Source organism: Rhizobium sp. 05L429 (assembly GCF_056397645.1).
In genome coordinates this window covers 52,575-67,557 of record NZ_JBFTNV010000002.1, presented here as the reverse complement: position 1 = coordinate 67,557, position 14,983 = coordinate 52,575, and the positions used below count along the sequence as shown (strand labels likewise).

At 59.9% G+C, this 14,983-nt stretch carries 14 protein-coding genes; 10 read left to right on the top strand and 4 right to left on the bottom strand.

Going from position 1 to position 14,983, the window contains the following annotated elements; translation table 11 throughout:
* Positions 1-111 precede the first annotated feature (111 nt).
* The gene (locus AC1DNW_RS02015) at positions 112-1,395 is read left to right on the top strand and encodes an O-acetylhomoserine aminocarboxypropyltransferase (protein WP_113301215.1); all 1,284 of its coding nucleotides are present in this window, start codon (positions 112-114) and stop codon (positions 1,393-1,395) included.
* A gap of 43 nt (positions 1,396-1,438) precedes the next feature.
* On the opposite strand, the gene AC1DNW_RS02010 is transcribed toward AC1DNW_RS02015, so the two are convergent.
* On the bottom strand, positions 1,439-2,335 hold the full coding sequence (locus tag AC1DNW_RS02010; RefSeq protein WP_477851800.1) for an alanine--tRNA ligase-related protein: 897 nt from the start codon (positions 2,333-2,335) through the stop codon (positions 1,439-1,441).
* 487 nt (positions 2,336-2,822) lie between these two features.
* Here AC1DNW_RS02010 and AC1DNW_RS02005 point away from each other — a divergent pair, with 487 nt between their 5' ends.
* Positions 2,823-3,440 (top strand): LysE family transporter, encoded by a 618-nt coding sequence (locus AC1DNW_RS02005; RefSeq protein WP_477851799.1) that lies wholly within the window; start codon positions 2,823-2,825, stop codon positions 3,438-3,440.
* Positions 3,441-3,442: 2 nt separating this feature from the next.
* On the top strand, positions 3,443-3,787 hold the full coding sequence (locus tag AC1DNW_RS02000; RefSeq protein WP_477851797.1) for a cupin domain-containing protein: 345 nt from the start codon (positions 3,443-3,445) through the stop codon (positions 3,785-3,787).
* 9 nt (positions 3,788-3,796) lie between these two features.
* On the opposite strand, the gene AC1DNW_RS01995 is transcribed toward AC1DNW_RS02000, so the two are convergent.
* On the bottom strand, positions 3,797-4,279 hold the full coding sequence (locus AC1DNW_RS01995; RefSeq protein WP_477851796.1) for a MarR family winged helix-turn-helix transcriptional regulator: 483 nt from the start codon (positions 4,277-4,279) through the stop codon (positions 3,797-3,799).
* A 145-nt stretch (positions 4,280-4,424) separates the two neighbouring features.
* Between AC1DNW_RS01995 and AC1DNW_RS01990 the strand changes: the two genes are divergently transcribed.
* The 5 genes from AC1DNW_RS01990 (at position 4,425) to pstB (ending at position 9,279) form a co-directional block, all read left to right on the top strand.
* Positions 4,425-5,228 (top strand): SDR family NAD(P)-dependent oxidoreductase, encoded by an 804-nt coding sequence (locus AC1DNW_RS01990; protein ID WP_477851795.1) that lies wholly within the window; start codon positions 4,425-4,427, stop codon positions 5,226-5,228.
* A 293-nt stretch (positions 5,229-5,521) separates the two neighbouring features.
* Positions 5,522-6,544, top strand: coding sequence for a phosphate ABC transporter substrate-binding protein PstS (pstS, locus tag AC1DNW_RS01985; RefSeq protein ID WP_113301219.1), 1,023 nt, complete (start codon positions 5,522-5,524; stop codon positions 6,542-6,544).
* Positions 6,545-6,632: 88 nt separating this feature from the next.
* Positions 6,633-7,610 (top strand): phosphate ABC transporter permease subunit PstC, encoded by a 978-nt coding sequence (pstC, locus tag AC1DNW_RS01980; protein ID WP_113308473.1) that lies wholly within the window; start codon positions 6,633-6,635, stop codon positions 7,608-7,610.
* Positions 7,611-7,612: 2 nt separating this feature from the next.
* The gene (pstA, locus tag AC1DNW_RS01975) at positions 7,613-8,470 is read left to right on the top strand and encodes a phosphate ABC transporter permease PstA (RefSeq protein ID WP_477851793.1); all 858 of its coding nucleotides are present in this window, start codon (positions 7,613-7,615) and stop codon (positions 8,468-8,470) included.
* Between the two features lie 50 nt (positions 8,471-8,520).
* Positions 8,521-9,279: a phosphate ABC transporter ATP-binding protein PstB gene (pstB, locus tag AC1DNW_RS01970; protein ID WP_477851857.1), complete on the top strand. Its 759-nt coding sequence runs from the start codon at positions 8,521-8,523 to the stop codon at positions 9,277-9,279.
* Between the two features lie 83 nt (positions 9,280-9,362).
* Here pstB and AC1DNW_RS01965 read toward each other — a convergent pair whose 3' ends face one another.
* Positions 9,363-10,607 carry a cytochrome P450 gene (locus tag AC1DNW_RS01965; RefSeq protein WP_477851791.1) on the bottom strand — a complete coding sequence of 415 codons (1,245 nt, stop codon included), beginning with the start codon at positions 10,605-10,607 and terminating at the stop codon, positions 9,363-9,365.
* A 145-nt stretch (positions 10,608-10,752) separates the two neighbouring features.
* Entirely contained in the window at positions 10,753-12,006 is a 1,254-nt protein-coding gene (locus AC1DNW_RS01960) for a GGDEF domain-containing protein (RefSeq protein WP_113301222.1), read from the bottom strand.
* Between the two features lie 382 nt (positions 12,007-12,388).
* Here AC1DNW_RS01960 and clpP point away from each other — a divergent pair, with 382 nt between their 5' ends.
* Positions 12,389-13,018: an ATP-dependent Clp endopeptidase proteolytic subunit ClpP gene (clpP, locus tag AC1DNW_RS01955; protein ID WP_113301223.1), complete on the top strand. Its 630-nt coding sequence runs from the start codon at positions 12,389-12,391 to the stop codon at positions 13,016-13,018.
* A 305-nt stretch (positions 13,019-13,323) separates the two neighbouring features.
* Positions 13,324-14,601 (top strand): ATP-dependent Clp protease ATP-binding subunit ClpX, encoded by a 1,278-nt coding sequence (gene clpX / locus AC1DNW_RS01950; RefSeq protein ID WP_113301224.1) that lies wholly within the window; start codon positions 13,324-13,326, stop codon positions 14,599-14,601.
* The last annotated feature ends 382 nt before the right edge of the window (positions 14,602-14,983 follow it).

Below are 14,983 nucleotides of genomic sequence, written 5' to 3'. Positions count from 1 at the left end.
CAGGCAGGACGGATTTTCCCCGGAACGTGCTGCGGTTGAAAAAGATCGCGGTTAACTTTCGCAGTCGAGCGGCTATGATCGCGCCCGTCAACAACAGTACGGGAGGACGAAATGGCCAAAAACGATCCGGGATTCAACACGCTGGCGATCCATGCGGGCGCTCAGCCCGATCCGGCGACCGGCGCGCGGATAACACCGATCTACCAGACGACGGCCTTCGTCTTCAACGATTCCGATCATGCCGCAGCCCTGTTTGGCCTGCAGCAGTTCGGCAATATCTACTCGCGCATCATGAACCCTACCCAGGCGGTTCTGGAGGAGCGTGTCGCGGCGCTTGAGGGCGGCACGGCAGCACTCGCCGTCGCCTCCGGCCATGCGGCGCAGATGATCGTCTTCCACACGCTGATGCGCCCCGGCGAGAATTTCGTCGCCGCCCGCCGCCTCTACGGTGGTTCGATCAACCAGTTCGGCCATGCTTTCGAGAATTTCGGCTGGCAGGTGCGCTGGGCCGATTCCGACGACCCGGATGATTTCGAGAGCAAGATCGATGACAAGACGCGGGCGATCTTCATCGAGAGTCTTGCCAATCCCGGCGGTACCTTTGTCGATATTGCCGCGATCGCCGAAATCGCCCATCGCCACGATCTGCCGCTGATCGTCGACAACACCATGGCAACACCCTATCTCATCCGGCCGATCGAGCACGGCGCCGATATCGTCGTCCACTCGCTGACCAAGTTCCTCGGCGGTCATGGCAATTCCATGGGCGGCATCATCGTCGATGGCGGCACATTCGACTGGTCGAAGACCGGCAACTATCCGATGCTGTCCAGCCCGCGGCCGGAATATAATGGCGTCGTCCTGCACCAGACCTTCGGTAATTTCGCCTTCGCCATCGCCTGCCGCGTGCTCGGCCTGCGCGACCTCGGCCCGGCAATCTCGCCCTTCAATTCCTTCCTGATCCTGACCGGCATCGAGACGCTGCCGCTGCGCATGCAGCGCCATAGTGACAATGCGCTCGCCGTTGCCAAATGGTTGAAGGCTCATTCCAAGATCGCCTGGGTGAACTATGCCGGCCTGGAGGATGACCCCAACTACGCCTTGCAGCAGCGGTATTCTCCGAAGGGGGCGGGCTCCGTCTTCACCTTCGGTGTCAAAGGCGGCTATGAGGCGGGCAAGGCGCTGGTCGAAGGACTGGAACTCTTTTCGCATCTCGCCAATATCGGCGATACGCGCTCGCTGGTGATCCATCCGGCTTCTACCACGCACCGGCAGCTGACCGACGAGCAGAGGGTCGCAGCAGGCGCTGGACCTGACGTGGTGCGCCTCTCCGTTGGCATCGAGGATGTGAAGGACATCATCGCCGATCTCGAACAGTCGCTGTCGAAGATCTGATGCAGTTCGGGAAAGACAGGGGCTCTTTCGAGCCCCTGTAACCTCATGACGACGCATTGCCACAAAGGTCAATGTCGATGCCATGGGTGTCGAACCACCATTCTTTCGATTTGTCCGGATGCTTGTGGCGGAGGCGTTCGAACTTTTCGGCAATCCGCTTCTGTCGATCGGCTTCCTCGGCAAAGAAATGATGATCCACCTTGCCGCCCATAATCTGGATGCGTCTCAGCAATTTGCGCAGGACGTAACCCTGTTCCTTGTTGCCCGGAACATAGCCAGAGCGGATGATCATCATCGCCGTCGAAACCAGCGTTTCAAGCGCGGACTCCGGTGGCGTTCCATTGATCAACATGTCGAGGCGTTCGAGGCCAAACCCCACGTCGATACAAGTCCCGAGCGGGTTGACGATGTTCCCGATCTCGATTCCGTCCCTGTAGAATTCGGTACAGTATCCCGTCACATTGCCGTCGCTCCAGGTGCATTCCGGGTCAGAGATGATCGGTACCCGTCCGCTATAGAGCGGGGACCACTCGTCGACCTTGTCGGGATGAATGGTGGCGTGATCCGGCGTCAGGCCGAGCGATCCGAGAAAGCCCAGCCAAAAGTCGATAGCCTCGCCGACCGTCATCTCGCGAAACGAGAACAGCCCAAGCATGGTGAAGTAGAGGAAGTGCGTCCCGTCTCCGATCTCTTCCAAGTCGCCCATGCGCAGGCAAGCCTGGCTGTTTGCGACGGTTCCCATGTGGGATGGACTGGAGAAGAGGGGCTTGTACTGCTGCATTCCAGCGCTGCAGAAGAGCGTGGTATCGTCGTGCGGCCGTACGGATTCAATGCGTGAGAATGCAATGCCTCTGGAGAGGCAGTAGTTCTGGTATTCCTGGTTCAGGCGTCCCGCTGTGACATAGGCAACCTCCTTTGCTGTTGTTTGCCTGCGATTCATATACGGTCATGTGCAGCGTCAAACAATATGCGGCTGCCAGAGACCGGCCAGTTCATTGCGCAGATGCGCGGTGCGTGCCACCTTCGGATCATGGAAAACGAACAACATGATCCGCCCCATGGAGCGGAAATCCACCTCTCTCCCAATGAAGCGCTGGTTCTTTTCGAACTTTTGTCACGCTGGTGCGAACAGAGCAGTGCTGCGACTCCCAACGCGGAGTGCTTCGAAAGCACCGCTGAGGGGGCGGTGCTGCACAGGCTGTTGGCAGACCTTGAAAAGCAATTGGTATCGCCATTCAGGGCGGACTATGTTGCTCTCCTAAAAGAAGCTCGCGGCCGTCTGGCTGGAGGGTGGGATTATCCTACTCTCAGGGGGTGATTGCCCCAGTGTCGGATGTCTGCTTAGACGTCGGCGCTGCCGTGTGAAAAGGCGGACGATTTTATTGCGGTTCGTGCAGAGGTTTGCTGCAAAGAATAGAAAGGCTTTCATGTTCCTGCTTTCCGTTGCAGCCATCTGGGCGGTGGCCGCCATTACGCCGGGTCCGAACTTTTTCATTGTCGTCAGAACGGCGCTGGAGGGGTCGCGAAGCGCGGCGGTTGCCGTCATCGCCGGTGTCATCCTCGGTACTTTCTGCTGGGGGCTGGCCGGCTGGCTCGGCATCAGCGCGCTCTTTGCCGCTGTGCCCTTCGCCTATCTGTTCCTGAAGGTCGCAGGCGGGCTTTATCTTTGCTTCCTCGGCGCGAAGCTCGTCTGGAACAGCTGGCGCAAGGTAAGCGGCAGTGAGCCGAATGCCGCGCCGGCAGGGATTGGTCCGAAGCAGGCCTTCTATTCGGGGCTCGCGACCAATCTCGCCAATCCGAAATCGGCCTTTTTCGTCGCCTCCCTCTTTGCAGCGACACTTCCGGTCGAGCACAGCTGGATACAGGGTGCTTCGGCTGTCGCCACGATGGTTCTGGTCTCCTCGCTCTGGTACTCCTTCGTGTTGACGGTGCTGCGCAATCCGGCCGTTGCCGGCGCCTATGCGCGCGGCCGCAAGACACTCGATGCCGCGGCCGGCGTCATCTTCATGGGCTTCGGCCTGAAACTTCTGACCTCGGCGCGGTGACCATGGCAAACGTTATCCCCTTCGATATCGACAGCATCGAACCGGAAGTCGGCGCTCCCGCCGCCGAACGCATTATCTCCGGCGATCCGCAATTCCGCACCTGGAACCTGGAGGAGGCCGAGGGCGGCCTTTATGCCGGCATCTGGGAGGCGACGCCAGGCAAGTGGCGTATCGTCTATGAGGAATGGGAATATTTCAGCATCCTCTCCGGCCATTCCATCGTGACCGAAGACGGCGGCGAGGCCATTCACCTCAAAGCCGGCGACCGCCTCATCCTCAGACCGGGCTTCAACGGAACCTGGGAAGTGATTGAAACGACTCGCAAGGATTATGTGATCCGCCTCTGACGTCGCGGATCAGCCTTTGTTTTCGCCAGCCCGGAAGCGGCTGGCGAAATCCTTCGAGGCAATCAGGTTCAGCGTGTCGCGCAGGGCCTTTGCCTGTTCTTGGCCCAAGAGATGCTCGAAGCGTTGATGCGCTTCCCGCCAGAGTCGGGTCGCTTCCTGCCATTTGTCGATGCCGGCTTCCGTCAGCCTGGTGCGCTTGACGCGGCGGTCCTTCTCGTCGGGCACGAGTTCCACCAGCCCGTCCCGGATCAGCGGCTTGAGCGTGTGGCCGAGCGCTGAAAGATCCATCACCATGTTTTCGGCCAGAACCTTCAGCGATGAGCCGGAATTCATATGGATCTGCGTCATCAGCGTATATTGCGTGCCTCTGAGGCCGCTCGCATCGATGACGTCATCATAGAGCTGGCCGAGCTGGCGAGTCGCTCTCTTCAGCGCGCTGTTGCTGCAGATCTGCCAGCCCTCGAAGAGCTTCGCCCGTTCATTCATCATCATTCTCCTGCGGCGGATGTCTCTAGCATATTGATGACGCGCCAAACGCCGCTACGTTTATTTTTCGTCGCGCCCCTTGCGTAAATTCGGGTTCGCTCCTCATATGGTGGCATATACCTCTAATTTCCAATCACGAAAGGATGGAACCATGTCTGCCTCCACTCTCGGAACTGCTCTCGTCACCGGCGCCTCTTCGGGCATCGGCGCAACCTATGCCGACCGGCTTGCCAAGCGCGGCTACGATCTTCTGCTCGTCGCCCGTGACGCCAGTCGCCTGAATGCGCTCTCGGAAAAGCTCTCGGCAGAGCAGGGCATCAAGGTGGACGTGCTGCCCGCTGACCTCACCAAGCGCGAGGACGTGCGCAAGGTCGAGCAGCGCCTGCGCGACGACAAGGCCATCACGCTCCTCGTCAACAATGCCGGCATCGGCCCGAAGGGCACGCTGCTCGAAGATGACATCGACTATCTCGAAACCATGATCGAACTGAACGTCGTCGCAGCAAACCGGCTTGCCGTTGCCGCCGCCCAGACTTTCGCCGAACGCGGCAAGGGCGCAGTCATCAACATCGCCTCCGTCGTCGCCTTCATCCCCGAGCGTTTCAACGGCACTTACAGCGCCACCAAGGCTTTCGTGTTGAACCTCACCCATGCGCTGAATGCCGAAGCCGGTCCGAAGGGCGTCAAGATCCAGGCTGTGTTGCCGGGCCTGACCCGCACCGAGATCTTCGAGCGTGTCGGCGGTTCCTTCGACAGCTTCCCACCATCCATGGTGATGGACGTGGCCGACATGGTGGATGCCGCTCTCGCGGGTTTCGATCAGGGCGAGGTGATCACCATCCCTTCGCTGCCTGATATCACCGATTTTGACGCCTATACGGCCGCTCGTCATGGGCTTGGCCCGAACCTTTCTCTCGACAGGCCTGCCGCGCGCTACGGGATTTCCAAGGTCTGATTGCGACATTTTCGAACTGGGCTGCGGCAATCGACCGCAGCCCTGCGGCAATAGGGCCGCACCTCCTTCGCTAGGGCTTTGTTGATGCGCGATTTATTAGGAAAGTCAGTGGCTTCAGTGGCTTATGCACAGCTTTGCATTTCATGTCACCCGTCACAAACTGTCATCAAACTGTAATAATAGACGCCTAGCCGCCTTCCCGTGACGAGGAAATTCAGCGCCCCTGACAGTGGACACCCCCTCCATGGCGCCGAGCCTCGTCGTCCTCTAGTTCCATCAGGGAAGAGTCGCAAATGCTCACCAAGAAACTCCTTTCGGCCTGCCTCGGCGCCGGCCTGGTTGCCGCTCTGGCAGTCTCGGCTTCCGCTGCCGACATTACCGGCGCTGGCTCCACCTTCGTCTACCCGGTTCTTTCGAAGTGGTCGGCAGACTACAACAAGGAAACCGGCGACAAGCTGAATTACCAGTCGATCGGTTCGGGCGGTGGTATCGCCCAGATCAAGGCTGCAACGGTTGACTTCGGCGCTTCTGACGCCCCGCTCAAGCCGGAAGATCTGACGGCTGGCGGCTTTGGCCAGTTTCCGCTCGTTGTCGGCGGCATCGTTCCCGTCATCAACGTCAAGGGCATCAAATCAGGCGAACTGAAGCTCTCGGGCAAGGTTCTCGCCGACATCTACCTCGGCAACGTCACCAAGTGGAACGACAAGGCCATCGCCGATCTGAACCCGGGCCTGAAGCTGCCCGACAGCCAGATCGCCGTCGTTCACCGTTCGGACGGTTCGGGCACCTCTTTCAACTGGACGAACTTCTTCTCCAAGGTAAACCCGGACTGGAAGTCGAAGGTCGGTGAAGGCACTGCCGTCAATTGGCCGGTCGGCATCGGCGGCAAAGGCAACGAAGGCGTTGCTGCTTACGTCACCCGCGTCAAGGACTCGATCGGCTACGTCGAATACGCCTACGCCCTGCAGAACAAGCTGCCCTACGTTCTCATCCAGAACGCTTCCGGCCAGTATCCGAAGCCGAATGCTGAAAGCTTCTCGGCTGCCGCTGCAAGCGCAGAATGGGGCAAGGCTCAGGACTTCTACCTGATCATGACCAACGCTCCGGGCGAAAAGGCCTGGCCGATCACGGCGACCACCTGGGCAATCATGTACAAGGAGCCAAAGGACGCTGCTCGCTCCAAGGCTGCTTTTGCCTTCTTCAAGTGGGCTCTCGAAAAGGGCCAGAAGGAAGCTTCCTCGCTCGACTACGTTCCGCTTCCGGACACGCTCGTGAAGCAGATCGAAGGTTACTGGACGGCCTCCTTCAAGGGCTGATCCTGACGAAACTGCAGTCGGGGCGGAAAGCCAAGCTTTCCGCCCCTGATACCTTTGATACCCCCTCAAAGCAGCAGAGCGTACGGATATGAGCGAAGCATTGGCATCGCTGCCCGCCGACACCGCGGGCGTGAAGCGCCGCGACGGCGCCGCAGGCGATCGTATTTTTTACTGGATAGTTTTGGGCTGTGGCCTGTTCGTTCTCGCCGCCCTGCTGGCCGCGGCGATCTCCATGGCCCTGAGCGGGCTTCTCGCGTTCCGGACCTTCGGCTTCGGCTTCCTGACCGGCACGGAATGGGATCCGGTTGCCGAGAAATTCGCAGGCCTTGTGCCGATCTACGGTACGCTGGTCACCTCGGCGCTCGCCATGATCATCGGCGTTCCCGTCAGCCTCGGTATTGCGGTTTTCATCACCGAAGTTGCGCCGCGCTCCATTCGCGGGCCGATCGGCGGCGCAGTCGAGCTTCTCGCCGGCATCCCCTCGATCATTTACGGCATGTGGGGTCTCTTTACGTTTGCTCCCTTCATGTCGGATTACATCCAGCCGGTTCTGATCGACTGGCTCGGCCCGATCCCGGTGATCGGCGCGCTGTTCTCGGGCGCTCCGCTCGGCATCGGCATGCTGACGTCAGGCATCGTGCTGGCGATCATGATCATCCCTTTCATCTCCTCGGTCATGCGCGACGTCTTCTTGGTCGTCCCTGCGCAGCTCAAGGAATCGGCCTATGCGCTGGGTTCGACCAAGTGGGAAGTGGTGCGTGACATCGTCATCCCGCACACGCGCACTGCTGTCGTCGGCGGCATCTTCCTGGGTCTCGGCCGTGCGCTCGGTGAGACCATGGCGGTGACATTCGTCCTCGGCAACACCCACAATATCGCGGTGTCGCTGATGGAGCCCGGCACTTCGATCGCGGCGACCCTCGCCAACGAGTTTGCCGAGGCTTCGGACGACCTCTACAGGTCGTCGCTCGCAGCCCTCGGCCTCATCCTCTTCGTCGTCACCTTCATCGTTCTGGCCGCCGCCAAGCTCATGCTCGCGCGCATGGCAAAGCAGAGGGGAGAGTAATCGTGGCTACCTATTCGGGTTCCCTCTACCGCCGTCGCCAGATCGGCAGCACGATCGCGCTGACGCTTTGCGGCCTCGCGACCATGCTCGGCCTGTTCTTCCTGGTGTGGATCCTCTGGACGACGCTGATCCACGGCTTGTCCGCGCTCAGCCCCAGCCTTCTTACGGAAATGACGCCGCCGCCCGGCGAAGACGGAGGCGGTCTCGCCAATGCCTTCATGGGCAGCCTGCTGATGGTCGTTCTGGCCGTTATCATCGGCACGCCGATCGGCGTGCTGGCCGGCACCTACCTGTCGGAATTCGCGCGCGGCAAGAAACTCGGCGAGGCCATCCGATTCGTCAACGACATCCTGCTCTCGGCGCCGTCAATCATCATCGGTCTGTTCGTCTATGAAGTGGTCGTCCGCCCGACGTCACGCTTCTCGGGTTTCGCAGGCGGCATCGCGCTCGCCTTCATCTTCCTGCCGGTCGTGGTTCGCACGACCGACGAGATGCTGCGGCTGGTTCCCGATGTCATGCGTGAGGCAGCCCTTTCGCTCGGCATCCCGCGCTGGAAGGTCACGGTCAATGTCCTCTATCGCGCCGCCTCCACGGGCATCCTCACCGGTATCCTGCTCGCCATCGCCCGCATTTCGGGCGAAACCGCGCCGCTCCTCTTCACCGCTCTGAACAACCAGTATTGGAGCTTGAACATGTCCCAGCCGATGGCGAACATTCCGGTCGTCATCTTCCAGTTCGCCATGAGCCCCTATGAGCAATGGCAGAATCTTGCATGGGCCGGTGCCTTCGTGATGACGGCCTTCGTTCTAATCCTGAGCGTCGTATCGCGCTCCGTCCTGAACCGAAAAGGTGGGAAATGATGCTTCAGTCCCCAGACACTTTCGACACCACCAGCACGTCGCGAAAGCCGATGGCCAAAGACAAGATCTCCCTCGAGAAAGTCAATTTCTATTATGGCGATTCTCATGCGATCAAGGATGTGAGCCTGAGCTTCCCGGAACGTCAGGTCTCCGCCCTGATCGGTCCCTCCGGCTGCGGCAAGTCCACGCTGCTGCGCATCCTGAACCGCATCTACATGCTGTATCCGAAGATGCGCGCCAGCGGCTCGATCAAGCTTGACGGGAAGAACATTCTCGACCCGAGCTTCTCGATGAACGAGCTGCGCGCCCGAGTCGGCATGGTGTTCCAAAAGCCGGTGCCGTTCCCGATGTCGATCTATGACAACATTGCCTACGGCATTCGCCACCATGAGCGCCTCAACAAGGCCGACATGGATGTCCGCGTCGAGCAGGCGCTCCGGCAGGCTGCCCTCTGGGATGAGGTCAAGGACAAGCTGAAGGGCAGCGGCCTTGGCCTTTCCGGCGGCCAGCAGCAGCGTCTCTGCATCGCCCGCGGCGTGGCGCTGCGCCCGGAAGTCCTGCTTCTCGATGAGCCGACCTCGGCCCTTGACCCGATCTCGACCGCCAAGGTCGAAGAACTGATCTCGCAGTTGAAGGGCGAGTTCACGATCGTCATCGTCACCCACAACATGCAGCAGGCAAGCCGCATCTCCGACAACACCGCCTTCATGTATCTCGGTGAGCTGATCGAATACGGCCCGACCGCGCAGATCTTCCAGTCGCCGAAGGTCAAGCGCACGGAAGACTACATCACCGGCCGTTACGGCTGATACGACATTCTTTTGCTGAAAAGGACGGCCGGCGTGCGATGAGCATGCCGGCCGTTTTCGGTTCCGGATTTCGGAAAGATGGCTTAGCAGACGAGATCCAGGCGATCGAGGCCGTGGAAGTGGTAGACGTCCTTGACGACGGGCGTCTTCGCAAGCTTGAGCCCCGGCAGGCGTCTGAAAAGGATCGGAAGCACGACATTGAGCTCCAGCCGCGCCAGCGGTGCGCCGATGCAGAAATGGATGCCGGCGCCGAAGGAGAGATTGGGCGCCTCGTTGCGGTCGGGCTTGAAGGTGAGGGGATCGGAAAACTTCGCCGGATCGAGATTGGCGGCGGCGAGGAGCATGCTGACCTTGTCGCCGCGCTTGAACTCTACGCCGTCGATCTCGGCGGGCTCGAGCGCCCAGCGCTGGAAGATGTGGACGGGCGCGCAGATGCGCAGCGTCTCCTCGACCGTCCGCTCGGTGGCGGTCTCGTCGCGGAAGAGATCGGCGGGATCGTAGCCGCTATCCAGAATGATGCGCACCGAATTGCCGATCTGGTGGACCGTCGCCTCATGGCCGGCATTGAGCAGCACGATGGTCGTCGAAACGAGCTCATCTTCCGTCAGGTACTGGCCCTTGTGTTCGGTATGGATCATGTGCGTCAGCAGGTCGTCACGCGGCTCTGCCCGGCGCTCGGTAATGACTGTTTTCACGTAATCGGAAAATTCCCTGGCAGCCTGCTCGGCGGCATCCTCGTCCGCACGGGTGCGGCCGAACATATACATGCGCACATAGGCATGCGACCATTTCAGCAGCTGCGGCCCCATCTCCTCGGGAATGCCGATCATGCGGGCGATCATCGTCACCGGGATGACATCGGCAAAGGCCGAAAGAAGCTCGACTTCGCCCTTGTCGGCAAAGCCGTCGATCAGTCTATTTGCGAGCTCTTCCAGCTCCGGCTTCATCTTCTCGACATGGCGAGACACGAAGGCGCGGTTGACGAGGGTACGCAGCCGCGTGTGTTCCGGCGGCTCCAACTCCAGCAGCGAATAGCGTTCGGCGAGATCGAAGGCGGCGATATGCGGCTCCGGTTCGGGCAGGCCAAGCTCCTCGCGGCTGGCAATATGCAGGATCTGCCGGCCGAAGCGGCGGTCGCGCAGCAGTCCGTTCACATGATCATAGCCGGTGACGAACCACTGCTTCTGCTGTTCCCAATAGAAGGTGGGACAATGGGCATGAAGCGCGGCATAGACCGCGTTCGGATCGCCGTAGAAGGCCGGGTCGCTGCCATCGAGCGACACGCGGCGGGTTGCTGGATCGATCTTGAGGAAGGGCGGTATCATCATGGGCAGAGGCTTAGCGGATTTGCCAAGCCTCGAAAAGATGGTCGCTTGAAGCAGTTCGAGCAAAACTGTGCAGCGGTTTTGCGTCCGGAATTGCGTAAAAACAAAAGGCTAGAGCTTTTCCGTTGCTTGAAGAAGCGGAAATGCTCTAGCCGGCGCGAGAGAGCACACCCATGCGGCGCAGTGCTTCCACCTGATCGTCGACGGTCGGCACGAGTTCGCCTGCATTGGTGTTCGGTTCGCCAGGCGCTGGTGCTGCAGCCTCCTCCTCGCCGAAGACGACCGTGCAGTTGCGGCCGGCAGCCTTCGCCGAATAGAGCGCCCGGTCGGCGGCCGACACCAGCCGGTCGATATTGGCCTCGATCGCCGAGGATAGTGCGATGCCGACGCTGACGGTGGCGGGAACCAGTGCCTCGCCTGTGTTGACCGGCAGGCGGCAGAATTCGGCGCGGATCGATTCCGCCAGCGCTTCTGCTTCGGTCTGGTCTCGGACGGTGACGAAGGCTGCGAATTCCTCGCCGCCCATGCGGCCGAAGATATTGTTCGGGATATATTGGCGGGCGAGGCGGGCAAAGGCGGTCAGGACCGCATCGCCAGACTGATGGCCGAAGCGGTCGTTGACGCGCTTGAAATGGTCGAGGTCGAAGAGGATGACGCCGACCTGATGCTGATCGTCATGCGCTTTCTCTTGGATCTTGCCGAAATAGCCGAGCAGGCCGCGGCGGTTCAGCACGCCCGTCAGCGAATCCGTGAGCGTCAGGAGGCGCAGATGGCGTTCCGATCGCTCCATGATGAGGCGGCAGGTGAGCGCGAAGGCGATGGTGAGCAGGAAGGCGCTGGCCATGGCGGCCGCTCCGCTGAAATTCGTCGCTTCCCCATCCGAAGGCAGAATAAGCGCCATTGCCAGCGCCACGCCGAAGCAGAGGAAGGCCTGCAGCACGAAGATCGCCATCAGCTTGATGCGGGTACGCTCGCGATGGATGTCGCCGGCGGCGACCGCCATGGCAAGCGCAGTGGCGCCAGTCGCAGAGGAGAGATTGTAGAGAATGACGCGGTTGGAATAATCCTCGTTGATCCATGGAAGGAAAACGCCCGCAAGCCAGATTGCCGGCGGCAGCAGCGCCCACCATTCCATCTTCTTGCGGTCGAGCGCCAGGAAGCCGGCGACCCAGGCGCTCTGGCCGAGCAGGGCAATGGCATTGCCGATTTCGATGGAAAGCAGGTCGGGGATTCCGCCGCGGGCCGCAACGAGCGCAAAGCCGATGCCACTGAACAGGAAGCCGAGCGCCCAATAAAGGTAGGCGCCGCTCTTCTGGTTGTGGCGCCAGGCCACGCACAGAACCAGAGCGAGCGTAAGGGCTTCGGAGCACCAGATGGACAGACCTGTAGTGACATTGAACACGGCATCAACCCCTTGAGTGTTGGCCGCATCCTTGCCGAAGAAGCTCGCTGTTTGATTAATGGCACAAATCTGGGACCGGCAATTTCGGCGATATCTGCCGATAAGCTTTCCGCCCGGTAAATACCCGTGAGATCCGTCGAGCCCGGTAAGCCTTCCTTCATCTTGTCACAGAGAAAAACTGTGAGAGGCAAAGGTAAGGCCTCGCCGTTAACAGGCGTTTGGGAGAAACGGAATAGTGAAATGCCAAAGTCATATGCCGCGCACCCTTCTTAACGTTATCCTTATGCGTGTCTTGAAGAGGGGGGCGGGGACACTCTATGTAGGGACAAGGCATTTTTCTTTGATTCCCGGCTTTCGCCGGAAAGACGTTAAAAGGACGCACATGAGAAACCCAGTCGATACCGCTATGGCACTCGTGCCGATGGTTGTGGAACAGACCAATCGCGGTGAACGCTCCTACGACATCTATTCCCGCCTGCTCAAGGAACGCATCATCTTCCTGACAGGCCCTGTCGAGGATCATATGGCGACGCTCGTCTGCGCCCAGCTTCTCTTCCTCGAGGCGGAAAACCCGAAGAAGGAAATCGCGCTCTATATCAATTCGCCGGGCGGCGTCGTCACTGCCGGCATGGCGATCTACGACACCATGCAGTTCATCAAGCCGGCTGTCTCGACGCTTTGCATCGGCCAGGCCGCTTCCATGGGCTCGCTGCTCCTGGCTGCCGGTCACAAGGACATGCGTTTCGCCACGCCGAATTCCCGCATCATGGTTCATCAGCCCTCGGGCGGTTTCCAGGGCCAGGCTTCGGACATCGAACGCCATGCCCGCGACATCATCAAGATGAAGCGCCGCCTCAACGAGGTCTACGTGAAGCACACGGGCCGTACCCTCGAAGAAGTTGAAAAGACCCTCGACCGTGACCATTTCATGGATGCGGACGAGGCCCAGACCTGGGGCGTCATCGACAAGGTTCTGACATCGCGCGTCGAAATGGAAGGCGAGCAGGCCTAGTAATTAATAGGGATGGTGTTTTCGCCGCCACAGTTCTATCCCATTTGTGATTGAACAAGGGGTTTCATCTGGCGGCGGAGACGCTAATAGTAACTATTAATGCTATGTTGAATTTTTATGACATAGCATTCGGCATTCGAAGGGGAATTCGTTGCCGCCGGTACCCGGACATGATTGATTGGGCCCGGTTCGTACCCCCTGAAGCCCTTGTCGGCAGGAACTCCGGGTAGGGAGTGCTGCCAGGGAGCTGATTGAGTGGACCGCGATTTCGCGTTCGAAATGCGGCGTGCTGGAAGGAAAGTGATATGAGCAAGGTCAGCGGCAGCAACGGCGGCGACAGTAAGAACACCCTCTATTGTTCTTTCTGCGGAAAGAGCCAGCATGAAGTCCGGAAGCTTATTGCCGGACCGACCGTGTTCATCTGCGATGAATGCGTCGAATTGTGCATGGACATCATCCGTGAGGAGAACAAGTCCTCGATGGTCAAGTCCCGTGACGGCGTTCCCACGCCCCAGGACATCATCAAGGTTCTCGACGAATATGTCATCGGCCAGCGTCAGGCGAAGAAGATCCTGTCGGTCGCCGTTCACAATCACTACAAGCGTCTCGCGCACGCCTCCAAGAACGGCGATGTCGAACTGGCGAAGTCGAACATCATGCTGGTTGGCCCGACCGGCTGCGGCAAGACCTATCTCGCCCAGACGCTCGCCCGCATCATCGACGTTCCCTTCACGATGGCCGACGCGACCACGCTGACGGAAGCCGGCTATGTCGGCGAAGACGTCGAAAACATCATTCTGAAGCTTCTTCAGGCTGCGGATTACAATGTCGAGCGCGCCCAGCGCGGCATCGTCTACATCGACGAAGTCGACAAGATCTCCCGGAAGTCCGACAACCCGTCCATAACCCGCGACGTGTCGGGTGAGGGCGTGCAGCAGGCGCTTCTGAAGATCATGGAAGGCACGGTTGCTTCCGTACCGCCGCAGGGCGGCCGCAAGCATCCGCAGCAGGAATTCCTGCAGGTCGACACGACGAACATCCTGTTCATCTGCGGCGGCGCCTTCGCTGGTCTCGACAAGATCATTTCGGCCCGTGGCGAGAAGACCTCGATCGGCTTCGGCGCGAGTGTCAAGGCGCAGGACGACCGCCGCGTCGGCGAAGTGCTGCGCGAACTGGAGCCGGAAGATCTGGTCAAGTTCGGCCTCATCCCGGAATTCATCGGCCGTCTGCCGGTCCTGGCAACGCTGGAAGACCTCGATGAGGATGCGCTGATCCAGATCCTGTCCGAGCCGAAAAACGCGCTCATCAAGCAGTATCAACGCTTGTTCGAGATGGAAGACGTAGAGCTGAGCTTCCACGAGGATGCACTGCGCGAAATCGCCCGCAAGGCGATTGTCCGCAAGACCGGCGCCCGCGGCCTGCGTTCGATCATGGAAAAGATCCTGCTCGACACGATGTTCGAATTGCCGGCTCTGGAAGGTGTGCGCGAAGTCGTCATCTCCGAAGAGGTCGCGCGCGGCTCGGCTCGTCCGCTCTATATCTACGCCGACCGCCAGGACGAGAAGGCAAACGTTTCGGCCTGAAGCTCGAATTGAGAACCGTTATTTTAAGGGGCTTGCCTTGTGCAGGCCCCTTTCTATTTGAAAACAGGTGCCGCGCCCTGATAATAGTTGCGGGCAAGGTTGAAAACAGCCGTTGCCGATGTTGCGCAAACGATGACCCTTGGCAATGATGCTGTGATTCCGTAGCGTGTTGCTGGCGTTGTTATTTTAGGCGGATCGGAAATGGTAAGCGTCGCTCCAGTCAGGCGCTTCATTGTGGTGGCGTTCCAGTGTAATAAAGCTGTCACAACCGTGGAACGCGGGCGTTAACGTGGCTTGAAAAGCGTAGTCAGAACCTCCACTTGTAACAACAAGTGAGAGTGCCGGCCGGTTCCCAAGCGGCCGCGCCAAAGAGCCCGGTAAC